At 68.9% G+C, this 23640-nt stretch carries 19 protein-coding genes and 1 pseudogene; 11 read left to right on the top strand and 9 right to left on the bottom strand.

Annotated features, from left to right (window positions below; translation table 11 throughout):
- Nucleotides 1–221: 221 nt before the first annotated feature.
- Entirely contained in the window at nt 222–1205 is a 984-nt protein-coding gene (locus GQF42_RS07465; RefSeq protein ID WP_158918822.1) for an alpha/beta hydrolase, read from the bottom strand.
- 377 nt (nt 1206–1582) lie between these two features.
- Here GQF42_RS07465 and GQF42_RS07460 point away from each other — a divergent pair, with 377 nt between their 5' ends.
- Complete coding sequence (locus tag GQF42_RS07460; RefSeq protein ID WP_325100308.1) at nt 1583–2788, top strand: nucleotide disphospho-sugar-binding domain-containing protein; 1206 nt, start codon at nt 1583–1585, stop codon at nt 2786–2788.
- 1 nt (nt 2789) lies between these two features.
- Here the strand turns inward: GQF42_RS07460 and GQF42_RS07455 are convergent, their stop codons facing one another.
- Nucleotides 2790–3719, bottom strand: coding sequence for an NAD-dependent epimerase/dehydratase family protein (locus GQF42_RS07455; protein WP_158918818.1), 930 nt, complete (start codon nt 3717–3719; stop codon nt 2790–2792).
- 186 nt (nt 3720–3905) lie between these two features.
- A complete protein-coding gene (locus GQF42_RS07450; RefSeq protein WP_158918816.1) occupies nt 3906–4535 on the bottom strand; it encodes a dTDP-4-dehydrorhamnose 3,5-epimerase family protein in 630 nt (209 codons plus the stop codon).
- Nucleotides 4536–4953: 418 nt separating this feature from the next.
- On the opposite strand from GQF42_RS07450, the gene GQF42_RS07445 reads away from it, so the two are divergent.
- Together GQF42_RS07445 and GQF42_RS07440 are read left to right on the top strand one after the other, a co-directional pair.
- Entirely contained in the window at nt 4954–6063 is a 1110-nt protein-coding gene (locus tag GQF42_RS07445; protein WP_158918814.1) for a cytochrome P450, read from the top strand.
- 55 nt (nt 6064–6118) lie between these two features.
- The gene (locus tag GQF42_RS07440) at nt 6119–6928 is read left to right on the top strand and encodes a class I SAM-dependent methyltransferase (RefSeq protein WP_158918812.1); all 810 of its coding nucleotides are present in this window, start codon (nt 6119–6121) and stop codon (nt 6926–6928) included.
- A gap of 1124 nt (nt 6929–8052) precedes the next feature.
- On the opposite strand, the gene GQF42_RS07435 is transcribed toward GQF42_RS07440, so the two are convergent.
- A complete protein-coding gene (locus tag GQF42_RS07435; protein ID WP_158918810.1) occupies nt 8053–8328 on the bottom strand; it encodes a hypothetical protein in 276 nt (91 codons plus the stop codon).
- 148 nt (nt 8329–8476) lie between these two features.
- Between GQF42_RS07435 and GQF42_RS07430 the strand changes: the two genes are divergently transcribed.
- The 5 genes from GQF42_RS07430 to GQF42_RS07405 all read left to right on the top strand — a co-directional run bounded on the left by GQF42_RS07430 (nt 8477) and on the right by GQF42_RS07405 (nt 17033).
- Nucleotides 8477–11341, top strand: coding sequence for a helix-turn-helix transcriptional regulator (locus tag GQF42_RS07430; protein ID WP_158918808.1), 2865 nt, complete (start codon nt 8477–8479; stop codon nt 11339–11341).
- Nucleotides 11342–11562: 221 nt separating this feature from the next.
- Nucleotides 11563–12345 carry an AfsR/SARP family transcriptional regulator gene (locus GQF42_RS07425; RefSeq protein WP_158918806.1) on the top strand — a complete coding sequence of 261 codons (783 nt, stop codon included), beginning with the start codon at nt 11563–11565 and terminating at the stop codon, nt 12343–12345.
- 1152 nt (nt 12346–13497) lie between these two features.
- The gene (locus GQF42_RS07415; protein WP_158918804.1) at nt 13498–14805 is read left to right on the top strand and encodes a glycoside hydrolase family 3 N-terminal domain-containing protein; all 1308 of its coding nucleotides are present in this window, start codon (nt 13498–13500) and stop codon (nt 14803–14805) included.
- A 367-nt stretch (nt 14806–15172) separates the two neighbouring features.
- Nucleotides 15173–15376 (top strand): cold-shock protein, encoded by a 204-nt coding sequence (locus tag GQF42_RS07410; RefSeq protein WP_158918802.1) that lies wholly within the window; start codon nt 15173–15175, stop codon nt 15374–15376.
- A gap of 172 nt (nt 15377–15548) precedes the next feature.
- Entirely contained in the window at nt 15549–17033 is a 1485-nt protein-coding gene (locus GQF42_RS07405) for a DEAD/DEAH box helicase (protein WP_158918800.1), read from the top strand.
- 324 nt (nt 17034–17357) lie between these two features.
- On the opposite strand, the gene GQF42_RS07400 is transcribed toward GQF42_RS07405, so the two are convergent.
- Together GQF42_RS07400 and GQF42_RS44815 are read right to left on the bottom strand one after the other, a co-directional pair.
- On the bottom strand, nt 17358–17573 hold the full coding sequence (locus GQF42_RS07400; RefSeq protein ID WP_053666946.1) for a DUF4177 domain-containing protein: 216 nt from the start codon (nt 17571–17573) through the stop codon (nt 17358–17360).
- A 143-nt stretch (nt 17574–17716) separates the two neighbouring features.
- Nucleotides 17717–18007 carry a cytochrome P450 family protein gene (locus GQF42_RS44815; RefSeq protein ID WP_199273171.1) on the bottom strand — a complete coding sequence of 97 codons (291 nt, stop codon included), beginning with the start codon at nt 18005–18007 and terminating at the stop codon, nt 17717–17719.
- On the opposite strand from GQF42_RS44815, the gene GQF42_RS47630 reads away from it, so the two are divergent.
- Both GQF42_RS47630 and GQF42_RS07390 read left to right on the top strand, forming a co-directional pair.
- On the top strand, nt 17891–18508 hold the full coding sequence (locus tag GQF42_RS47630; protein ID WP_407699531.1) for an aldehyde dehydrogenase family protein: 618 nt from the start codon (nt 17891–17893) through the stop codon (nt 18506–18508). The genes GQF42_RS44815 and GQF42_RS47630 overlap by 117 nt on opposite strands.
- Before the next feature lie 69 nt (nt 18509–18577).
- Entirely contained in the window at nt 18578–19537 is a 960-nt protein-coding gene (locus tag GQF42_RS07390; protein ID WP_158918798.1) for an NAD(P)H-quinone oxidoreductase, read from the top strand.
- 283 nt (nt 19538–19820) lie between these two features.
- Here the strand turns inward: GQF42_RS07390 and GQF42_RS07385 are convergent, their stop codons facing one another.
- The 3 genes from GQF42_RS07385 to GQF42_RS07375 form a co-directional block, all read right to left on the bottom strand.
- A complete protein-coding gene (locus tag GQF42_RS07385; protein WP_158918797.1) occupies nt 19821–20252 on the bottom strand; it encodes a hypothetical protein in 432 nt (143 codons plus the stop codon).
- Between the two features lie 80 nt (nt 20253–20332).
- Nucleotides 20333–21310: a hypothetical protein gene (locus tag GQF42_RS07380; protein WP_158918795.1), complete on the bottom strand. Its 978-nt coding sequence runs from the start codon at nt 21308–21310 to the stop codon at nt 20333–20335.
- A gap of 288 nt (nt 21311–21598) precedes the next feature.
- Nucleotides 21599–22678 carry an IS110 family RNA-guided transposase gene (locus GQF42_RS07375; RefSeq protein WP_158918164.1) on the bottom strand — a complete coding sequence of 360 codons (1080 nt, stop codon included), beginning with the start codon at nt 22676–22678 and terminating at the stop codon, nt 21599–21601.
- Between the two features lie 280 nt (nt 22679–22958).
- Here GQF42_RS07375 and GQF42_RS07370 point away from each other — a divergent pair.
- A pseudogene (locus GQF42_RS07370) lies at nt 22959–23606 on the top strand (amidase family protein).
- Nucleotides 23607–23640 lie beyond the last annotated feature (34 nt).

Genomic DNA, 23640 nt, shown 5'->3' with positions numbered 1-23640 from the left:
TGACAGGCGGTCACCCTTGTCGAGGCACACGGAGATCGGCCGCCGCGCTCCATCACGTGCCGGCTCGGCAAGTGTGGCCTGCGCGGCTAAAGCCGATCTAGGCTCTGTCTTGTGCGGGCCTCACCGCAGAACCCATGTCGACGCCGGGGCTGCTCCGCAACGGAGCACGCCCCGGCGTCCGATGCCGGTCTTCGATTCGCCGTATCCCGGGCACCCGCCGACTACTGCGGTGCCGCGACGCTCTCAGCCCAGTGCAGCATGATGGAGTCGGTGACCGGCGCCGTCGTCGCCAGTGCCATGTCGTGACCGGTTTCCGGGACCAGTGCCACCTCGAGCTTCGCTTCGGGCAGGTAGAAGCTCGACTCGTAGGCGCGCACGCTGGCCGGGTCGCTGCAGTCATAGCTGGTGACCCCCTGGCAGGTCAACCAGTCCTGCGCACCGTCGAGGACGATCACCGGTACCCGGATCCCGTACGGCGGTGCCGCCGGCACGGTCTTCGCGGTCGGAACGACGTCCTTGGTCTCCTCGTCCGCTGCCACCACCGAGGGATCGGTCGTGGCCGGATAGTAGAACATGGAACCGCGCGTGCCCGGCTTGGTGGTCATGTATCCCGGGTCGTAGCCGGAGTTCGCGAACTTGGGATCGTCGATCGCCGGGTACGTATTCGCGACCGCGGTCGCGGCGTGGTCCGGGTTGTAGCCGCTCAGCGCGCCGGTGAGGATGGCCGCGTCCACGTCGTTGTACTGCGGGATCTCGCGCCAGGCATAGAACGAGCCGAGTGCGTGTCCTACCCAGATCACCTTCTTGAAGGCCTGGCCGTCGAGGGTTCCGTGGCGCAGAGCGGTGATGGCGTCGTGCAGTGCGACGGAACCGGCGTCGCCGGTGACCAGGCTGCTCTGGGGGTGGGAGCTGTTGCCCGAACCGATCGGGTCGACGTTGAAGGTGGCGTACCCGGCCGCGACGGCGTGGCGCACGTACGAGTAGTAGCCGTCGCCGACCGGGAAGTCCCAGTACTCGTGGTTGTAGTACCCGCCGTGCACGAGCAGTTGCACCGTGGTGGGACGGCTGTCCCGGGGCTGGCAGAGTTCTCCCCACAGGGTCTGCGTCGCCTCTCCGGGATCGGACATGCGGACCGGCAGCGAGTAGGCCTTGCAGATCGGATCCCCGCCCGCCTCGTCCGCGGAGGCGGGCGGTGCCGTGGTCACCAACGCGGCGGCCACCGTGAACGCCGAGACAAGCAGGTATTTCCATTTTGATTGTTTAGCTAACACAGGGTCACCGCTTCACGGCCGAAGTGGACAAATTCTACGGGGGGCTCTGCCGGATCTGGCACACGGCGCCCGAGGACGGGGAGACGACCCTCATCGGGATCAAAGTGGGCACCGGCCCACCATGATGCCTGTGAGGAGCGCTATGTCAACAGTCCGCCGCGGTCGGGGCGTTGCCGCGTGGGACCGCAACGTTGCGGACGGGACGCGCTCCGTACCATAGATTTCAGTGAGACGGTACCCTGATCAGCCCGGCTTGTGGCGGCCGTACCGAACCGGCAGCGTTGGTCGCACGCTCACATCTGCTGACGAGAATGGTCGGGTATCGGATGCGCATACTTTTCATTCCGGCTTCCGCGCCGTCGCACTATTTCCCGATAGTGCCGCTGATCTGGGCCTGCCGAACCGCCGGCCACGACGTCTGTGTCGCTGCACAGCCCTGGGGCGAATCGGTCGTCGTGAGTTCCGGCGTTCCGATGGTCACCATCGCCAAGTCGTTCGACATGACCGCCGAGTTGGCGAGGCATCGGGAGAGGGGCCCGGTGGCGACCGAGCCGGGCGCCCCGAATCCGCTGTTCCAGACACTGGTCAACGCCCAGATCCGGTTCGCCGCGGAGGCCGCGAACGACGTCGTCTCCCTCGTCCGTGATTGGCGCCCCGACCTGGTCGTCGCGGATCCGCTCGTACTCGCGGCGCCACTGGCGGCCGCGGCGGCCGACGTACCGCTGGTCCACCACCTCTGGGGGCCGGATCTGCTGCGCGCCTCCGAGTACGGCTACCCCGGAAGCGGGATGTCGCCGGACGCCTGGCCCGAACCACTGTGCGAACTCTACGCGCGACACGGATGCGCACCGCGAGCCGAGAACGCCGTCGCAACGGTCGACCCGTGGCTGGAGGCCATGCAGATCGTCGAGGTCCCGTCGCGGATCCCGGTCCGCTTCGTCCCCTACAACGGGTCCAATGTCCTGCCGGCCCCGGTTCTCGCTCCTTCGCGGCGGCGACGGGTCCTGGTCACCTGGGGCTCGATGCTGGTGATCCGCGACGGCATCGAAGCGTTTCCGGTCGCCGACGTCGTCAAGACGCTCCACGAGCACGACACCGAGATCGTCCTCGCGGTCACGAGCGCCGATCGCAGCCTGGTCCCGAGCCTGCCCTCGGGAGTCACCGTGGTGGAGAACGTCCCCCTCAACGCGATCATGCCGTCCTGCGACGCGGTCGTCCACCACGGCGGAGCCGGCACGATCATGACGGCCGCGTACTACGGCGTCCCGCAGCTCGGCATCCCGGCCACCCGTGACGTACAGACATGTTGCTCCCGTCTGGCCGACACCGGAGCCGGCATCTCCGTCCATAACGAGGAAGCGACCGTGGACGCACTCTCCGGCGCCATAGCGACCGTGCTGACCAGTGACCGTGTCGGGCGATCCGCCGCGGCGCTGCGCGCCGAGGTCCTCGCCCAGCCGGCCCCCGCCGAGGTGGTCGCGCGCTTGAGCGCGCTCGCCGCCGGCGGCCTCGGGTGACTCACGGAGCGAGCGCGTCCAACACACCGGACAGGCCGTCCGTCAGCCGGACGAGCGGCCGCCAGCCCGTGGCCGCGGCGAAGGGTGATGGATCGGCGTTCACGTCCCCGAAGTCGGTGGCGTCCGCCCAGTCCGGCGGCGGCACGGTGACCACGGGCACGGGCGGGCGTCCGGTCCGGGCGGCGACCAGGTCGGCGAGGGTGCGGAACACCTCGCCGAGCTGCGCGGGCCGGCCCGTCCCCACCAGCCACTGGCCGCCGCTGAGGGCCTCGGGCGCCTGCATCGCAGCGACGAAGGCGCGCGCGGTGTCCGTGACGTGCACCAGGTCCCGCTCGACCGTGCCGTCGTGCCACATGGTGATCGGCTCGTCGGCGAAGGCCTTGCGGGCCATCGCGGCGACCACACCGCGTCCCGTCGAGCCGGTGAGCGGAGTGCGCCCGTAGATGGTGGCCGGACGGAGCGCGATCCCGCGTACCGCACCGTCCCGGGTCGCCTCCGCGAGCAGTTCCTCGGCCGCGATCTTCTGCCGTACGTAGTCGTTGCGCGGCAGCCCGGGAGGGGCCGATGCCTGGACGGTGCTGGCGAACACGACGATCGGCGGTCGTCCGCGCACCGAGCGGACGAGCGTGTCGAGCAGGCCCGTACTCAGCTGCTCGGACTCGCTACCCGGCGCGCGCCACGACCGTTCGTCGGAGAGGTGAGCCGCCAGGTGGATAACGGCGTCCGCGCCGTCGAGAGCCTCACGCACCGCCTGCGGGGCGGTGAGGTCCGCGAGGCGGACTTCGGCCGTCGGAACCGGAAGCCGCCGCTCACGAGAGACGAGTCGAAGGCGCACCGGCAGGCGGGTCAACTCCGCGGTGACCGCGGCGCCGAGGAACCCGGACGCGCCGAGTACCGCTACGAGCGGCCGTTTCTCGGTCGGTGGCACCATGATCACCCCTCTCCGCTCGTGCGTGACCGAACCGTCGTCCCGGCCGGGACCCGCCGACCGCGGCCGGCACGCCGACCGCCGCCGACCGGAAAGGGATCGTCGGGTGTCCGTGGGAACACGCTCGTGATGCCCTCGACTCCCGAGTCGACAACCGTGATCGGCTCACTGCTTCCACAGGCCCGGCACTCAGAGATCACGATGCCGTCCCTGCTTCTCCTCGCCCGCCCGGGCGGCCGGTACCGCGAGAGAGCCGATGTAGTGGGGGAGTATCCCGGCAGCCGCCGCCTCCCGAAGACCCGGTGCAGCCCTGTCCTTGTCCGAGATGGTCGGTTCCTCGTCGAGGATCCAGGGCAGGGCGAGTTCGGGGTCCAGCGGATTCACGTCGATCTGGCTGCCCGGGACGAACTGTTCCGCGCACAGGTAGCTGATCGCGGTGCCCTCGGTGAGCGTCTGGTAGGCGTGTCCGAGACCGTCGACGAGGAACACCAGATCGCCGGACTCCTCGGTCAGGGCCGTGGTGTCGAACGCGCCGAAGGTCGGCGACCCCACACGCAGATCGACCACGACGTCGAGGACCGCACCGCGCACGCAGCTGATCAGCTTGGCCTCACCGGAGCCCGCCCCCGTGCCGTGCACGCCGCGGATCACCCCGCGCCTGCTGACCGAGACATTGCCCTGGCGGACATGAAAAGGAAAGCCTGTCGCGCGGGCGAGTTCCTCGGTCCGGAAGGCTTCGAAGAAACACCCCCGGTGGTCACGGAGTTTGTCCGGGATGACGCGAAACGCGCCTGCTATCGCCATCTCCTTGATCTCCACCCGCCGGCCGCCTCCTGTTCGTCAACGGGTGCCCTCGTCATGAGATGGGGAAACAAATGCTGGTCACCCGTGCTCCAGTATTCTGCTGGTGGGGCGACGTGACGTCATCCCCTATCTTTCGGGGTTGCGTTGTGGATTTACCGGAACCCTGCGGCACCGGCCGGGTTTCGGGACCAGGAAAGACGTCCGCAGCGCTGGGCCTGGTCGCCTCAACTGCCGTGACTGTGACCCGCTTCCTCACCTTCGATCGGTCGGGTTGGTGTGTTGACCAGGAAGGCGCACCCTCGTTAACGTCAAAAACATGACTGATATCCCCGAAGTGACTCCGCGGGACCTTGATGGGCGAATGAATTCCGAGACCGGCACCCCTGGTTACACAGTTCCGGCGCAGGTGAACGAGATGTGGCGGGAAACGCCCGTGCGCAAAATAACGACCAGGGACGGCCGCGACGCCTGGCTGGTCACCGGAATGGCGCAGGTGCGCGCCGTCCTCGCCGACCCGCGGTTCGGTCGCGCCGAGGCGCGGAGGCTCGGCGCCGTGATGAGCCCCGCCGTGATCTTCACCAAACCTGCCATCCTCGACATGGACCCGCCGGAGCACACCCGGCTGCGTCGCCTGGTCGCCGGGGCGTTCAGCGCCCACCGGATCCGGCGCTTCCGGCCGCGGATCCAGCAGATCACCGACGAGCTGATCGCGGAGATGGTTGCGGCCGGTCCACCCGCAGACCTGGCGGAGTCGCTGTCCTATCCGCTGCCGATCGCCGTGATCTGCGAGATCCTGGGCGTCCCCTATGCGGATCGGGAACTCTTCCGTGGCTGGGCCGACCGCGTCAGCGCCCCCGGAACGAAGCCCGACGAGGCGATCTCGGCACTTCGATCACTGTTCGAGTACATGGGCGGACTGGTCGAGGACAAGCGCGCCCACCCCGATGACAGTCTGCTCCACGCGCTTGTCACCGCACGCGACGAACAGGACCGTCTCGACGACGACGAACTCATGACCCTTGGCTGCGGCCTGCTCCTGGCCGGCTACGAGACGACCGCGAGCATGCTCGGCAAGGGGCTGCTGGCCTTGCTGGACAATCCGGACCAACTGGCGACGGTCGGCGCCGATCCGGCGGCGGTGCCGGTCGCCGTGGACGAGGTGCTGCGCTACGTCACTCCCGGCGTCGACCCGCACACCGGACTGATCCGCGCCACCACGACCGACGTGGACCTCGGCGGGACCACCATCCCCGCGCACAGCGTGGTCATCGCGTGCAACTCGGCAGCCAACTTCGACCCGGCGACGTTCCCGCACCCGGACCGCTTCGATGTCGCCCGGGAGGGAGCCGGGGAGCACCTCGCCTTCGGTTACGGGATGCACCGCTGTGTCGGTGCCCAACTCGCCCGCATCGAACTCGAGGTCGCGATCGGCACCCTCTTCACCTCGATTCCCGGGTTGCGGCTGGCGGTGCCCTCCGACGAGATCGTCTACAGCGACGGCACGCTCCTCAGGGGCCTGCGCTCGCTGCCGGTCACGTGGTGAGCGGCTGAGGCGCTCCTGGATTGACTAGTGGGCAAGCGCCCACTAGGGTGCTGCCATGACGAACTGGAAGACTGGCGGCGAACTCCACCAGCAGCGGCGCGTGGCCGAGAACTACGGTGTGGACGCTGAGCGCTACGACCGGACCCGGCCGCGCTATCCGGACGCCCTGGTGAACCGCGTGATGCGGTCGTGCCCGGGCGCTGAGCTCTTGGACGTGGGCGCGGGTACGGGCATCGAGGCGCGCCAGTTCCAGGCCGCCGGGTGTTCGGTGCTCGGCGTGGAGCCGGACGCGCGGATGGCGGAGTTCGCACGGACTCGGGGCACGGAAGTGGAGGTCGCGCGGTTCGAGGAATGGGATCCGGCGGGACGTCGGTTCGACGGGGTGATCTCGGGCCAGGCGTGGCACTGGGTGGACCCCGTGGCGGGTGCGGCGAAGGCGGCATCGGTGCTGCGTCCGGGAGGACGGCTGGCCGCCTTCTGGAACGTCTTCGAGCCTCCGGCGCAGGTGCGCGAAGCCTTCCGCGAGGTCTACGTCGAGGTGGTGCCGGACGCACTGGCCACTCGCGCCTACAGCATGCCGGCGCCCCCGCCGAACACTTCTCCGCTGCTGACCAAGGCCATTGACGGGATCCGCGCGGCCGGCGTGTTCGGCGAGCCCGAGCAGTGGCAGTTCGAGTGGGACTACGCCTACAGCAAGGACGAATGGCTGGATCAGCTGCCCACCCAGGGGGACCACGCCCAGTTCGCGCCCGAGAAGCTGGACAGGGTGCTGGAGAGGGTCGGAGCCGTCATCGATGCCATGGGTGGCAGCTTCACCATGAAGTACACCGCCGTCGTGGTGTCCGCGACGCTGCCCACGTCCTGACTGCGCGTCGCCCTCCTCCCGACGGTGCGTTCCGGCTCTGAGCCGAGTCCGTCGGAGGAGCGGCTGCTCTGGGGGCCGGCCCGGCGCTGCCGGGCCGGCCCCCAGAGCGTAACGGGCGCCCCGGACAGGGGCATTGGAGCACGCCCGGGTCCGACGCCGCATGCAGCAGGCCACGGGTGGGCCCTCTCCGGCATCCCCGGAGCGGAGACCCCGGCGAGACCGGTCGACCCGCGCGGACACGATCGGAGTTCCGCCCGCACGTCCAGCACGACCGAGCCCGGTGGCACTCGGCCCGCGACGCTTGTGCGTTGGGGCTCGGTCCGCGACGCCTGTGCGTTGGTACTCGGCCCGCGACGCCTGTGCGTTGGTACTCGGCCTCCGACGCCGCGGCACTGGAGCGGCCCACCGGCAGGCGCACCGGCTCTGCCTCCCCGCGGGAAGCACCTCACCCGCGAGGCCGAGCGGCTCATGAAGGAGCCGGCCGCCTGGAGTTGCTCTTCGAGAGTGCGGACCGACCCGCCGACGAGGCCCCGGCCGGCCCAGCCGTCCGGCCGGGGAGTTGACACCGCATCCGGGCATCGCGGCGGCCCGTCGGATCACCGACCGCTCGCGCGCCACCCGCCGCCGGCGCCTCAACCCCGCCCCGCCGGCATGCTCAGCCCGGCCGTGCAGGCCGTGGCCCCTCGCAGGTCTTCACCTGGGACATCGCGCGAGACCGGGCGGCCGGCTCATCCACTGCTGATGCGCTCGCTGCCACCGGTCGACTTCCTTGCGGCGAGCCGCATGCATGCGGTATGCGCGTCAGTAGTCACAGTCGTCGCCATGTTGACAATGCTGCGCAATCGCAACAACACTGTTACGCGCGCCGCTGTGGCGCATTGACGTGCAGTGCGGCTGTACGTGCTACGGCACTGGATTTGAAATCGTGATCGTTCTTGGTCGGATCTTCGCCAGGTGAGCACATGGGCGGCAAGGGGCCACCGCGCCGGCGGCAGTGGATGACGACGACACGGGTCTGGTGTCGGGCGCGCCGTTGGTGCCGCTGGAGTGCCGACCGAGGGGCGATGGGGTGAGTGACGGGAGCGCGACGAGCAGGGAGGCGAGAGCCGGGACGGCCGGTCGCATTAGCTGCGGCTGGTTCTGCCCTCCGTGGCGGGTGGCCCGGTGATCTGCTTGCCGGCCCTGCCGTTCTCCCCGGTCTGCCGGCCTGCGCCCGTACGGCGGATGAGCAGGCGGTCGGCGAAGCCGTCGACGGAGGGTTCGTCGCGGAGGAGGGCCTCGAACCAGGCCCGGCCGTAAAGGCGTTGCCCCTTGGAATCCTCGCCCCTTGCAGTGGCGTTGCCACTGGTCGCGGGCGTTGGCGTGGTGCGCGTTTCGCCCGCGGCCCGAGAGATCTCCAAACCCCGAGGCGAATGGGACCCACTCGTCCGCCCCCCTCCCATGTCCTCCGGCAACGCGTCGACCAGCGTGATCAGACAACGTTATCCACGATCTGCAGTTACAAGCTGAGGCTCTAGTACACAGGAGTAACGGGGGACCAGGGGCGCGATGTTCGAAAACGCCGAAAAGAGCAATGAAAAAACGATTCGACATGCCGAACTTGAACTGTTGACCGCCGCCTTGAACCAAGTATCCGCCGGTGGGTGCGGACAATTAGTGGAATTGATAGGTGAGCCAGGCGTCGGGAAGACCCAACTGTTGTCGGCGTTGACCAGCGAGGCAACGAGCAGGCAGGCCACGACCCTGACCGCCAGGTGCGTCAATCCGGAACGGGCGGGACGCTTCGACCCGTTCCTCCTGGCGCTGGCCGCCCAAGGAGTACCTCTGGGTCGATTGATCCACAAAATCAAATCATCCCGCCAGGAGCCGTGCGACAGCCCAATCGGCAACAGTCTGCATCTGCGATGCGGCTTCGAGGAACTGAAGAGAGAGATCGCGCGACAGGCCGCGCACGGCACACTGGTCCTGGTCCTGGACGACTTCCACCATGCCGATGTGCACTCCATCGGCCTGGTCGAGCATCTCGTCCTCGCACCGATCCCCGACGTGCTGGTGGTGATCGCCCACCGCACCCGTCAGGCCTCGGCCCGGCTCAGGGACGCACTGGCCCACGGCAACGGTCTGGGCACCGTACGAAGCATCCAGCTGGGCGCAGTGAACCTCGAGCAGGCCGCCGAACTCCTGGGTCTGCCTCAAGAGGACCGTGTCGTGGGCGAGTTACACCGGGCAAGTGGCGGAATACCCGGGTACCTCCTGGAACTCGCGCGCATCCGGGCCAACGGTGAGACCGCGGGCGCCATGGCGTCCGGTCGGCAGTGGAGTGCGCTGATGAGCGAACTCACCCCATTGAGCCCCGAGGAATCGGCTGTTCTCTCCGCCGCCGCCGTCCTCGGTGATCTGTTCGACATGGAAGCGCTCAGCCATGTCTCCGGGTTCACTCCCGAGCAGGTCGCGGGCGCGGTCAGCACCCTGATGCGGGCTGATCTGATCCGCCCGGTCGACCGCCCGCCCGCCTACTCCCTGCGTCACCCGGTCGTCCGATCGATGCTCTATGCGCGCTCCGACCCCGCCTGGCGCATCGCGGCCCACCGCAGGGCACTTCACCTGCTGACCACACGGGGCGCGCCCGTGGAAGCGCAGATGGCTCATGTGGAAAGCCTGCTCGGCCAGTCGGATCCGGGCGACATACCGCTGTTCGTACGCGCCGCCGAGGAGGCCATCGCCGCCCACCCGTCGTCCGCGGTTCGATGGATGCGAGCAGCACTGCGCCTGTCCTTGCTCCACCCGCACGAACGCCACTCACGCCTGGACCTCGCGCACACGCTGGCCAGGAGTCTGATCGCGGTGGACCGAGTGACCGAAGCCCGGGACGCGCTGCGGGAGGCGCTCTTCACGGCGCCACCCGGACCGGCTTCGGACCGCGCGCCGGCGGCAGTGTTGTGCGCGCAACTGGACTGGCTGTTGGGGAACCGCACGGAGGCGCAGAGCCTGGTCGAAGGGGAACTGCCCACCGCGGAAGGGAGCACAGCAGGCGATACGGTCACCCTGACCGTCACCCGTCAGCTGGTGGGTGGCCTGCAGGGCGATGACCAGGCCTTCCGTGAGGCTGCGCGATGTGTTCGCCTCGCGCGTGACCTGCGTGACCCCGTCGGTGAGGCCGGGGCCCTCGCTCTCCTTGCCACGCACGAGGCGAGCGTCGGCGACTCCCCGGCCGCACTGGCGACGCTCGGCGCCTGCACGGCGATCGTCGACCAGCTCGCGGACCACGAACTCGTCGGCGCGATCGAGTATCCGGCCCTGCTCGGATGGGCGCAGTGCAGCCTCGAGCAGTACACCGAAGCCCGGCGTCAGCTCCAGCGCGCCGAATGCCTCGCCCGCAGCGCCGGACGCCGTCACCTCCTGCCGTTCATCCTCATCGGGCTGGGCAAGACGCATCTGGCCATCGGTCCCCTGAAAAAGGCGCGGCAGTCGGCGGACGAAGGGCTCAGGCTGGCCCGTGAACTGGGGTCCCAGCACCTGACCGCACTTGCCATCGCCGTTCAGTCGGCCTGCGTGATGGCCGCCGAGCCGGCAGACGCACAGGCTCTCCGGCTCGCCGAGATCGCTACGGCCACCCTGCCCGTGGACGAGCCTCTGTGGCGCGCCGACTGTGCCATGTCGCTGGCCGACGCCGCGATCGAGAGCGGCGATCCGCTGCGCGGCACGGCCTTGATCCTGGACATCGGCGGCGGCCCGGGCCTCTCGGCGCTGCCCAGGGCCAAACGACCGGACTGCTTCGAGCTGCTCACCAGAGCGTCGCTGCGGGTCGGCGATGTCCTGCAGGCGGAACGGTGGGCCGCCCGGGCGGCGTATGCCGCCGATGCCACCGGACTGGCTTCCCACCGTGCGATCGCGTCGGTCGCCCGCGCGCACGTGCTCACCGCGCAACGGCAGCTGGAGAAGGCATTGCACTTCTATCGCACCGCCGCCGAGCTGTTCTCCAGCGTCACCCTGACCAGGGCTCAGGCGCAGGTCCTCGTCTCGGCGGCCGCCTGTGCGCTGGCCTTGAACATGTTCCGAGAGACCGCCTCGATGCTCGCGCTCGGCAAGGAGCTGGCCCGCCGAACCGGTGCGTCAGCAACCAGCCGCAGGGCTGCGGAGCAGCAGCGCATGATGGAGGACATCAGCAGCCGGACCCGGAGCGGACAGGACGTGGATCCGCTGCTCTCCGTTCTTACGGCCCGGGAATACGAAATTGCGAGCATAGCGTCGGAGGGGAAGAGGACGAAGGAGATCGCGCAGCAGCTGAATCTGAGTGCCAGAACGATCGAGACCCACCTTTCCCATGTCTACCGGAAACTCGGGGTCAGTTCAAGGGCAGCGCTGGCCAGCATGATGGCTCAATTCATACGGCAAGGACGCGGAGCAAGTTGAGATCCCATCAGGGCGGAATCACAGGATCCGCATGTGCGGCTCTGATGCGGATCAGACTTGGTGTGACAGAAACCTGCAGAATGCCCACGCGCATCCAGACATGATGACACCTGATCTACGTAGTTTCCCTGATGCGAGTTCCTCGGCCACCATGCAAGGGTGAGTGTGTCATGTCATTGCAGCAGGCATCGGCAGCGGGCAGTGCGGCTTCAGGGGGATGCATGAAGTACCATGTCCTGGGCAGTCTCCGAGTGGTCAATGGCGATGATGTCGTATTCATCAACGCCACAAAGGTAAAAACCCTACTGGCGATCCTGCTTATCCGGGCGAATCAGGTCGTCCCCTTCGACCACATCGTGACCGAACTCTGGGGAGAAAACCCTCCACGCCGGGCCAGTGCGGCGGTTCATGTCTACGTGTCTCAGTTACGGAAGCTCCTGAGCAATCCGGGCTGCCAGAAAGGTCCGATCATCACCCGGGCGCCGGGCTATCTCCTGCAGGTGAACCCGGACGACTTCGACCTGAACGTCTTCATGAGGCTGATCGAACAGAGCAGGGTCAGCAGACGCGAGCAGCGGCATCAGGACGTGATCGAGCTGGCCCGGACGGCGCTCGACCTGTGGCGCGAGCCCGTACTGGGCGACCTGCGCGAGAGCCCGGCCGTTGCTCGATTCTCGACGTGGCTGGAAGAGCTTCGCATCGAATTCATCGAGATGATGATCGATTCGCACCTCGAGTTGGGTCGGGATCGCGAATCGGTGAGCTACCTCTATTCGCTGCTGCAGGACTATCCGCTGCACGAGACGTTCTACCGGCAGCTGATGATCGCATTGAGTAACTGCGGCCGGGCCGGCGAGGCCCTGCAGGTCTATCGATCGGCTCGGGAAACCCTGCGAAACGAACTGGGGTTGGAGCCCGGACAGGCGCTCCAGGACCTCCGATGGCACATCCTGTGTGAGAACGGGAGCCCCCGACCAGGGCTGACCGCATCTCACAGCGGCTGAGTTCCCGAACGGCAGAGCGTCAGTGCCGACGTCCTCGTCGGCGACCCGCCTCCTCATCTGCGCACGCCACCCCGCCGTTTTGGTGGGCCTGTCGATGGTTTTTGAAAAGCGGGTACTGAGACACACCCCGTAGGCACGCCACCCCGACTTCCGGGGGAGAAGGACCGGTGTGCGACATGCCCGGCGCGCCGAGACGGAGCCAACCGCCCGTCCGCACGGCGATCGCCGACGGCCGGCTCGGCCCGGTCAACCCTGTCGGCCCGACAGCCGGCCGTCCCCGCATAGGACGCGGGACGGCCCCAGGGCCGCAGTCCGTACCGCGGGGGCAAGTTGGACGGGACGGAACCGGGAGCGGGGCACGGCCACGGAAAGGGCGGCCACCGTGCTGCCGCCGACGGAAACGGGCGCCGCGACACAGCTCACCCGCAGGGCGGCCTCCCTGCTCCTCGTAGGCGAGGCCCGAGACCTTGATCTTCTCCAGGGCCTTGCCCCCGCCGGTACAGGACAGAGGCAGGCTGCCGTCGCTGCGGGACGTCAGCTGCAGGGCCTCGTGCCCGTGGACACGTTCCAGGTGGACGACCTCCCCACCTTCGCGGACTCCCGGGTGGACGGTCTCACGAGTTCCTGTTGCGAGCCGAGGTGGTACAGGGCAGGCCCTCTTCTCGGAGCCGGTCCGAACGCCGGGCGCAACAGCCGGTGTTGAGGGGCCACTGAGCGAGCCCGTGGACTTCAGCCGGCGGTCGAGGCCGACCAGTTCCGCGCCGCAGACCCGGACTGCTGCGCAAATCCCGGTGCTGATTGACTGCTCGGCTCGGCGGGCCCGGTGTCCGTCGCGCCGGACGCGGCCGGCTGGACGACGAGGTCCAGGGGCTCCGTAGGTTGCACCGAGCGGGGAGGTCCGTGCGGGGCGGGGCCGGCACTGAGGCGTAACGGTCGTGCGGAACGGCGCCGTTGGTTTCCCTGCGCTGCTTTACCAATAGAGACAGCCCCAACCGCCAGATGCATCTGTCGTTCCTCGGGTGGTATCGACCAAGGGGCGATCAAATGCCCAATAACGTACGGTGTGATGGACGCAGCAAGCCGGGGTCGCCGTGACGGAAGCGGCTACGCAGCGCGCGGTAACCCCGGCTCGTCCAGGCCGGAGGAAGAAGCATGACCATACGCGTCCGGCAGCAGCCCAGGAGCCGCCGCCGCATAGCCCTGCGCACCGGGGTCCCGCTGGTCACCCTGGCGCTCGCCGTCACAGGCTGTGGTGCGTCGGTGGCGCCAGGGGCGCCCGCCGGCTCCCCCCGGTCCCCCGCTGCAAGCCATGGCAGCCGAACCCTGGGTGCCGGCAGTGCACTGCCGAGCCCTACCAGCACCGATGCTGCCCCGGTCACCGCGAGCACCGTCCCGTCGGCGACTGCCGCCACCTGCACGGACCGATACCTGTCCGGCATGACCACCGCTCAACGGGTCGGCCAGCTTCTCATGGGGGGAATCTCCGCGGCCCAACCCGACCAGGCCCAGCTGCGCACTCTGCGTGACAACCATGTGGGGTCCGTCATGCTGACCGGCCGCAGCACCGCCGGTACGACGGCGACCAGAAAGCTCGTCGACGGTTTCCGAGGCCAAGCGGACCAGGTCGCCGGCCGGCGGGTCGGCCTCTTGGTCGCGACGGACCAGGAGGGCGGCCGGGTACAGGTGCTCAGCGGCCCCGGCTTCTCGGCCATGCCCAGCGGCCTGACCCAGGGCGGCTGGCCGACCGCGACGCTGCGTACCCAGGCGGCCGAGTGGGCCAGGCAACTCAAGGCTGCCGGGGTCAACCTGAACCTGGCCCCGGTCGCCGACGTGGTCCCGGCCGCGCTGGGCACCCGCAACATCCCCATCGGTTCCTTCCAGCGGGAGTACGGCCATACCGCAGACACCGTGACCTCCCACACCAGCGCCTTCGCCGCCGGCTTCGCGCAGTCGGGCGTGATGACCACGCTCAAGCACTTTCCCGGTCTGGGCCAGGTGATCGGCAACACCGACACCACCGCCAACGTCGTGGACTCGGTGACGACTGCCGACAGTGGCAGCCTCGCGCCGTTCCGCGCCGGAATCCGGGCCGGGTCACCTTTCGTGATGGTCTCGTCGGCCACCTACACCAAGATCGACCCCAAGCACCTGGCGGCCTTCTCGCCCACGGTCATCGATCACCTGCTGCGCAGCCAGCTCGGCTTCAAGGGCGTGGTCATCTCGGACGACCTCGGCAACGCGGTCGCGGTACGGTCCTTCACCCCTGCCCAGCGGGCCGTGAACTTCATCGCGGCGGGCGGAGACATGATCCTCACGGTGCGGCCGAGCACGGTACCCGCGATGGCGCAAGGCATCCAGGCCCGGATGCAGCAGGACGCCTCGTTCCGGGCCAAGGTCAACGACAGCGTGCGTCGGATACTCGACGCCAAGCACAACGCGGGCCAGCTCGACTGCGGTTGAGGTCCCAGCGCGTTCCAGCGGCCGGCACGGCCGGCACCGCCGGTACGGTCGGATTCACGCCACCGAGGCATTCCGGGCCCGTATTTCATGGAAACAAATCCGGATATTCCGAGCCGAGAAGTGTGTTTGAATCCGGTGCTCCGGCGAGGTCATGCCCTTGGGTCGTGAGCGAAAACATTGCAGCTGCGCGTACCGTGCTAAACTTGTTGTAGTTGCAGTTGTGGTTCCCGAAACTTCAAGTGCCTCGGCGACTGCATGTCGTCGGGCATTTTTGTATCTCCGGTGCTTATCCGGACGGGGTTCATTGTGGCAACGCAGGGGTCCACACGGTGTGGGCCCGCGGGCACTGCCCCCGAGGAGATGTGACATGGCTACTGGCACCGTCAAGTGGTTCAACGCGGAAAAGGGCTTCGGCTTCATCGAGCAGGACGGTGGCGGCCCGGACGTCTTCGCCCACTACTCGAACATCGCCGCCCAGGGCTTCCGTGAGCTCCAGGAAGGTCAGAAGGTGAACTTCGACGTGGTTCAGGGCCAGAAGGGCCTGCAGGCGGAGAACATCACTCCCGCCTGACGTCGAAGCATATGAGAGGGCTGGGGCCCCGCCTCACGGCGGGGCCCCAGCTTGCTGCCTCCTGTATTCCAGCGGAATTCTTTCAGTCTCACATTCGGCCCGTTCTTGCGATTCTTCCGGCTCATTCCCGTCGGGAATTCCTCGATGCGCGCCCTGCCGAGGAAGGTTCTCCATGAGCCGTTCAACTCGCACGAACGACCGTTTCCGTCCGCAGGGCCCGGGCCGCCCCGACGTCGGTCCCGGCGACACCAGGCGCCGTCCCTCCGCACCGCAGGGGGAGTTCGCGCTGCCGGTCACCGTCACCCCGGCCCTCCCCGCGGTCGCGACCTTCGGTGAACTGGACATGCCCGTCGAGTTGCTGAGGATGCTCACCAGTCTCGGCCTGAACGAGCCGTTCCCGATCCAGGCCGCCACGTTGCCGAACTCCCTCGCGGGACGCGACGTCCTGGGCCGCGGGCGCACCGGATCGGGCAAGACGCTCGCCTTCGGCCTGGCGCTCCTCGTGCGCACGGCCGGCCAGCGTGCCGAGTCGCGAAAGCCCCTGGCCCTGATCCTCGTCCCCACGCGCGAGTTGGCCCAGCAGGTCACCGATGCGCTCACACCGTACGCCCGGTTGCTGAAGCTGCGGCTGGTCACCGTGGTCGGGGGGATGTCGATCGGTCGGCAGGCCGGCGCGCTGCGTGCCGGCGCCGAGGTGGTCGTCGCGACCCCCGGCCGTCTCGCGGATCTCGTCGAGCGCAAGGACTGCCGCCTGGACCGGGTGCACGTCACCGTTCTGGACGAAGCCGACCAGATGGCGGACATGGGTTTCCTGCCGCAGGTCACCGCACTGCTGGACCAGGTACGTCCCGATGGCCAGCGCATGCTGTTCTCGGCCACGCTGGACCGCAACATCGACCTCCTGGTCCATCGCTATCTCAGCGATCCGGTCGTCCATTCGGTCGACCCGTCGGCGGGCGCGGTCACCACCATGGAGCATCACGTGCTGCAGGTGCACGGCGCCGACAAGTACGCCACCGCCACCGAGATCGCTGCCCGCGACGGGCGCGTGATCATGTTCCTGGACACCAAGCATGCCGTCGACCAGTTCACCAAGCACCTGCTGAGCAGCGGCGTGAAGGCCGCGGCGCTGCACGGCGGCAAGTCGCAGCCCCAGCGCACCCGCACCCTGGCGCAGTTCAGGACCGGCGACGTCACGGTGCTGGTGGCCACCAACGTCGCGGCTCGGGGCATCCACATCGACGACCTCGATCTCGTCGTCAATGTCGACCCGCCCAGTGACCACAAGGACTACCTGCACCGTGGCGGTCGCACGGCCCGCGCCGGCGAGTCCGGCAGCGTCGTCACGCTGGTCCTCCCCAGCCAGCGCCGGGACATGGCCCGCCTCATGTCCGACGCAGGCATCAGGCCGCAGATCACGCATGTCCGCTCCGGCGAGGCCGAGCTGAGCCGCATCACCGGCGCCCAGGCTCCCTCCGGCGTCCCCGTCGACGGCAGTGGGCCGGTCGTGGAGCGCCCGAAGCGCGGCGGTGCCCCCTTCCGAGGCCTTGGCAACCGTCCGGGGCGGGCCGGTGGCGGTGGCGAGTCCCGCCGGTCCGCCGAGGCCCGCCAGATCGCCGAGGCCCGCAAGGCCGCCCGGGTCCGTCGCGGCGCATAGGCCGGCAGGCAGCCGTACCCTCGTACGCTGTGCGCGTGACTGAGGCCGCAGCCCGGTTTGCGCCACGCGGAGAGGTGCTCCGTGGCGTCCTGGGCGAACGGCGTTCCGTCCCAGTCCGCGACGCGTCGGTCCAGCTCGATCCCCGCGCTCCGTGCCATCAGGCCGAGCTTCGCCGGCCATGCGGACCGGTGCCGGCAGTTGCCGCGGCGAGGTAGCGACTCTGTAGGCGTGCGAGGGCGGGCACCCACGCTCTGCCACCGCGTTCCTGCCTCGACGCAAGGGGGCCCGTCGCCGTCACGCCGACGGTCGGCGCAATGGCGGTCGTCAGCGGCGCGGACGCTCCAGAGTGAGCAGCAGGCCCTCGACCGCACCGGGCCCTATACGGCCCTTGACGTCGGCGGACGTGATCGCCTTGAGAGCCCAGCCGTCCTCGGCGTGCTTGTTCAGAACCTTCTCCAGCTTGTCGCTGTCCAGTGCGTCTCCGATCAGTGACTCGCGAAAGGTGACGACCTTGTACTCGAGTGCGTAGGGGTTGCTCATGGCTGGGGCCTTTCCGTGGACGGGCCGACTGGCTGACGGAACAGGGGACAGCCAATCACCGTCCGACGCTGCCCCACACCGCGGGGTGGGGGTCATGTCATCGGGGGAGGGGGCGGGGGCGAAGCGGGCCGGCGGCGCCCGCGTCAGCGCTGGGCCGGTACGTCCCAGTGGACGCGCAGAGCCGGGGGCTTTTGGAAGACCAGGCCCCTGGGCGTGGTGGGCGAGGTCGCGTCGAGGCGCAGGCCGGGGAGCCGGTCGAGGAGCGCGAGGAGGCAGGCGCGGGTTTCCAGGCGGGCAAGGTGGGCGCCCAGACTGAAGTGCGGGCCGTGCGCGAAGGCCAGTTGGAGGCGGGAGTCGACCCGTCGCAGGTCGAAGCCGTCGGAGTCCTGGAAGATCTCGGGGTCGCGGCCTGCGTCTCCGCCGAGCGGCTGCACGTGGCCGAGTCGATCCGTGACCGGTTCGTCGACGCGTTCGTCGCCCGTACCAAGCGGCTCAAGATCGGCCCCGCATACGACTACAGCATCGATGTCGGCAGCCTCACCACCTCCTCTCAGCTGGTGACCGTCACCGCGCACGTCGACGACGCCGTCGCCAAGGGAGCGACCGTACTCGCCGGCGGGACGCGGGCGGCGGCGGCCCGGCCGCGGGTCGCCCGGGCCAATGCCACGCCGACCTTTGTGGGGCAGGCCGTTCGAGGTCACGCAACGCGTACGGTGCCGCCCTGGCTGCACCACACCACGCGAGCCCCGAAGGAGGACGAGTCCCGACATCGCCCTGGCCGCGTCCGGACCCGCCACGGCAGGACCCTGTGGCGACCAGCGTGCCTACAGACCGGAAGGGCCCCAGGCGGTCGGTGGCGCACCGGCGGCTCCGGGGGCGCCGTCCGGGCGGGAGTCGGCTGCCGGTCTGACGTTCACCGGGGTGGCGCCTCCTAATGTTGACACTGCACACTCCCGCCATCTAATGTGCGTGGTGTAAACATTGGGGCATGTGAACGGAGCGTCATGAAGGCGGTGTCGATCAAGGAACCCGGTGGCCCTGAGGTCCTGGAATGGATCGAGGTCGAGGACCCGCTGCCGGCCGTCGGTGAAGTGCTCGTCGATGTGGTGGCCGGTGGCCTGAACCGGGCGGACATCATGCAGCGTTGGGGCCTCTATCCCCTGGCGCCGGGTACTTCGCCGTATCCGGGGCTGGAGGCCTCGGGCCGCATCAGCGCCGTCGGCGAGGGCGTGAGCGGATGGCGGGTGGGCGACGAGGTCTGCGCGCTGCTGACGGGAGGCGGCTACGCGCAGAAAGTCGCCGTCCCCGCGGGACAACTGCTCACGGTGCCCAGGGGAATCGGCCTGGTCGAGGCCGCGGGCCTCCCCGAAGCGGCCGCCACGGTGTGGTCCAACATCGTCATGACCGCCGGGCTGAACGAGGGCGAGACCCTCCTCGTGCACGGAGGGGCCGGAGGCGTCGGCACCGCGGCGATCCAGATCGCCAAGGCGCTGGGCGCCCGGGTCGTCACCACCGTCGGCGGACCCGAGAAGGTCGCACGAGCGCAGGAACTGGGCGCCGACCTGGCGATCGACTACCGCACACAGGACTTCGCCGAGTACGGCCCGTACGACGTGATCCTCGACGTCATCGGCGGCGACTACCTCGAGCGCAACGTCCGGTCCCTCGCCACCGACGGGCGCCTTGTCGTCATCGGCCTCCAGAACGGCCTCGAGGGCAGACTCAACCTGGCCGAGATGGTGTTCAAGCGCGCATCCGTACACGGCACCACCCTGCGCACCCGGTCCAAGGAGCAGAAGGCCGCCATCGTCGCCGAGGTGCAGAAGCGCGTCTGGCCGATGATCGAGAGCGGAGCCGTGCAACTGCTCATCGATCAGCAACTGCCCATGGCCGAGGCCGCCGAGGCGCACCGGCGCATGGAGGCCGGTGGGCACCTCGGCAAGATGCTGCTGGTGAACAGCTAGAGCGCGGCGCGGAAGACCGGGCGGGCTGCTCCGCCCTGACGTCGGCGGCCGTCGCCGAGCGAGCGGGCGTTCCCACCGCCCCTGTCCGACACCGGATTCACCGCCCGCAAGGGCGGGGCCCAGGCAGCACCGGAACGCGAGGTCAGCCACCGACAGGGACGACAGGCCGACGCCGAGGACCACACGGCCGTCGGTCGATCCGCAGGCCGTCAACCATGTGCTCGACGGCACCCATGTGGTGTCGGTGGAGAACCCCGGCCGCGCGGTGGTCAGTTGGGGCCCACTAACCCTTGACCTCTATGGTGACCCGCCACCTGCCTCCTGACGGGTTCGAACTGCTCAGCACCGCCGTGCCGTCCGTCGTGCCTACGAACATCGCCGGGGTGACGCCGACCGGTGCGGTCATCACGCCTGTGTTCGCGGGCGCCAGCACGCCGTTCCCGGCAGTCTGGACCGGTTGCCACCGGCCGCTCTTCCCCGCGGACAGGAAGACGTCCACCCGCTGACCACGCGGGAGGCAGTACACGCCCTCGCGTTCCTGTGTCAGTTGGCCGGCGGAGTGCGGCAGCACGCCGGCCGGCAACTTCGCGCAGGCCGGAGGTGACGGCGGGGCCGAGGACGGCGCCGGGACGGCGGCCACCGTGGTTGGCGCGGCGCTGCAGGCGGACAGCAGGGCGGCGGCCATGAGTGTCAGGACGGACAGGGCTCGGCTCACGATCGACCTCCGGGGATCAGCCCGCAGGCAGAGCCCGCCCCGGTGGGGGAAGGGCTCGGCCCGCGGAACCGGATGCGGTGTCAGTGCTGGTTGCTCGCGCCGGTGTAGGAGACCACGCAGCCACCCGCCCCGCCGTTGAAGTTGTTGCTCCACAGCGACTGCACGGCGAAGTTGGTGCCGTTCAGGCCGACGATTGCGGACGCGCCCTGCCCGCTGGAGATCCAGGCGCACTTGTCACCGGTCTCGTAGCCCGTGCTGTCCACCCAACCGCTGCTCGGGGCGGGGTCGGTAAGGGTCTCGGCGTACTCGTGGCCGCCGACGATGGTGATGCCCTCGGTGGCGCCGCTGACCCCGGACGAGCCCGCCGCGACGAAGTTCGCACCGCATCCCGCACCCGCGTCCGTGATGTACGGCATGTTGGTGTAGGGCAGGTCGGCGCCCGAACCGGTGGTGGTGTGGTCGTGCCAGGCGCAGTACTGGGACTTGAAGCCGTTGGGCACGACGCCGTGCGGCAGGTCCACGATGACCTCGACGTTGTCTCCGGAGACCCCGAAGTGCGCGGCGGCCTTGACCGCCTCCGCGGCGATCGAGGCATCGCTCGGTCTGCTGGTGACCTTGGCCGAGCTGTCGAGCCAGGTGCCGCCCACGGGGTTGGAGGCGGGGTGGCCGACCGCCGTGCCGGACCCGTTGCACTGGGTGGTGCCGACGGCCACGCCCTGGCAGTACTGGGTCTGCGAGTTGGACCAGGTGTCACCGCTGCCGTATGCGTGCTGGAAGAAGTTCAGCTGCAGTGCGGCCTCGCCCGAGGGGTCGTTGGTGACCGTGGAGCCGCTGCCCCACTGATTGCCCCAGTAGACGACGTAGATCCGCGGGTTGGTGACGACGTTGCCGCCGCTGTAGGAGAGGTTGTTGCCCGCGGCGGTCGCGGCCTGCGTGCCGTGAGTCTTCATCTGGTGGCGGTGCGGTGCGAGTTCGCCGGCCCCTGCGGGTGCGGCGGCGGCGAGACCGGCGACGGCGAGCGCGGTGGCGCAGCCGACGGCGAATGCAGAACGAAGCACGGTGGTGCCCTTCTCTGTCCGGGAGACTTGCGGGAGGGCTGTGCAACGCCGCTGGCCAGGCGGCACGTTGGTGTCACCACGTTGGAACGTGCCTTGCGCCGCGAGACGCTAGAAGGTCTCTCGCCTGCAGTTCAAGACTGCACCAACACCCTCAGAGCGAACTCAGAGCATCGGGAGGCACGGCCGACTCGCGAGGAAGTACGGAAACGGCGGCAGTGCCCCGCGTGCGCGCGGATGCCCGACCAACGTCCTCCGAACCTCAACTCCCTTGTGACTCCTATGAAGCTTCTATGTCCCGTCAACCCCCAATTCGGCCGCGGCGGCGTTGTTGAGATGACGGTAGAGGCGTCGGGCGAGGTAGCGCTTGAGGCAGCGGCGGATCTCGCGGTCTGTCTTGCCTTCGGCCCGCCGTCGGTCAACGTAGGCGCGGGTTTGCGGGTGATGCACCATGCGGACCATCGCGATGACGTTCAGAGCTCGGTTGAGACGCCTGTCGCCGCCGCGATTGAGGCGGTGGCGAGTGGTGTTGCCCGAGGAGGCGGGTATGGGGCTCACTCCGGCGAGGGCGGCGAACGCGGCCTCGTCACGGACCCGTCCCGGGTGGGACCAGGCGACCAGGACGGTGGCAGCGGTGACGGGGCCGATCCCTGTTTCCTCGGGGAGGCCGGCCGCAGGGCTGGCGTCAACGAGCTCGCCTATCCGGTTCATGTTGTCCGCGATTTCCGTGTCAAGGGCGAGGATCCTCTTGGCCAGACGGACGGCCTCGGTGCGGGCCGTCGTGGCGGCGAGGTCCTCCTCACGGGGGCGCCAGCGGGCGATTTCGCCGATCTGCCTGGCGCTGAGGGGACGGCGGGCGTCTATGCCGAGGTCGGCGATGCGCACAAGGGCAGTCAAGGCGTTCACGGCCCTGGTCCGCTCGCTGGTGAGCTCGTCCCGGGAGGTGAGGAGGATCTGTGCTGCCGCCCGAACCCCCTCGTCCATTCGTGGAGTGCGCAGCTGTTCTTCGGGGAGCGGAAGCACGGCAGCGGCTATCCGCCGGGCGTCGATCGGGTCGGATTTGCCGATGCCGCGGCGGCCGGCGCGGCCCATTCTGGCGGCTTCAACCACCTGGTAGCCGGCGCGTGCCGTCTGGCGGGCGATCTGGGCTCCGTAACTGCCCGCCCCCTCGATCACCCACAGAGCACCGAGGTCTCCACCAGTGCGACGTCCAGCCCAGTTGATGGCTCGTGCCCTGCCAGCGTGGGTGTTGGGGAATGCCTCCGTGCCCAGGTGCTCACCACTGGAGGCGAGCACGGCGTAAGTGTGCGTTTTGGCGTGGGTGTCGACGCCGATGATGAATGAATGCGCCTGGGCGACAATGGTGTTCACGCGATCAGGGTTCCTCTCCGTGAGGCGGTGGTCCCGGTCGCTGCGGACCGGCGCCGTGCCCGGGAGAGGTCACTTCGAGGCAGAACTGTGACGGGCCACGGCCCTTTGGGGCCGGGCAGGCTTCTTATCAGGCCACCGAGGTGGGCCGGGTCGGCGCCGACCGCCCGCCATAGTCGGACAGTTCATAGGCAAGGCACCCGTGGGGGCCACTTTTGTCACGAGTCACGACTACGACGAGGCGACCGACGTCAACCCTGCCAGCCGGTCCCGGACCAGCCAGATGAAGACTCACAGGAGTTGTCAGACGACCGAGGTTCTCGCGGCTGCTTCGCGTGCGGGTGAAGTGACCTCGGCGGAACTGACCGGCGAGGGCGATCGCCCGTATCGGGCGGGACGACAAGACGGTCAACGCGATCTGTGTGCCGGACTTCGACCGTGCACGGGCTGCCGCGCGGGATGCCGACCAGGCGCGTGCCCGAGGTGAGGACCGGCCGCTGCTCGGCATTCCGGTGACGGTCAAGGAGTCCTACAACATTGCGGGGCTGCCCACGTCCAGGGGCATTCCGCTGCACCGGAACTACATGCCGGCCGAGGACGCGGTGCAGGTCGGTGCTGTGCACGCAGTTGCTGTTCTCGAGCGCCGTTGCACGTCTTCCCGTCGAGGGGCACGAGCAACTGCGGTCCGAGGGAACGGTGGATCCACATCGACGGTGTCGCGTACCCGTACTTCGACCAGTTGGTCTGGGCGGGTCTGGCCACCATGCCCGGCCTGCCCGCAACCGCCGTACCGACGGGCCGGTCCCCCGAGGGGCTGCCGGTGGGAGTGCAGCTCATCGGTCCGATGTTCGAAGGCCGTACTCCGCTGGGACTGGCCGAACTGCTCGAGCACAGGATCGGCGGCTTCCAGGCGCCGAAGCAGGGCGGGTGACGAATTCGACGAACGCCCAACTGCCCACCGACGA

It is taken from the genome of Streptomyces broussonetiae (assembly GCF_009796285.1).
GTDB classification, from domain to species: domain Bacteria; phylum Actinomycetota; class Actinomycetes; order Streptomycetales; family Streptomycetaceae; genus Streptomyces; species Streptomyces broussonetiae.
This window is presented reverse-complemented; position numbering and strand designations above follow the sequence as displayed.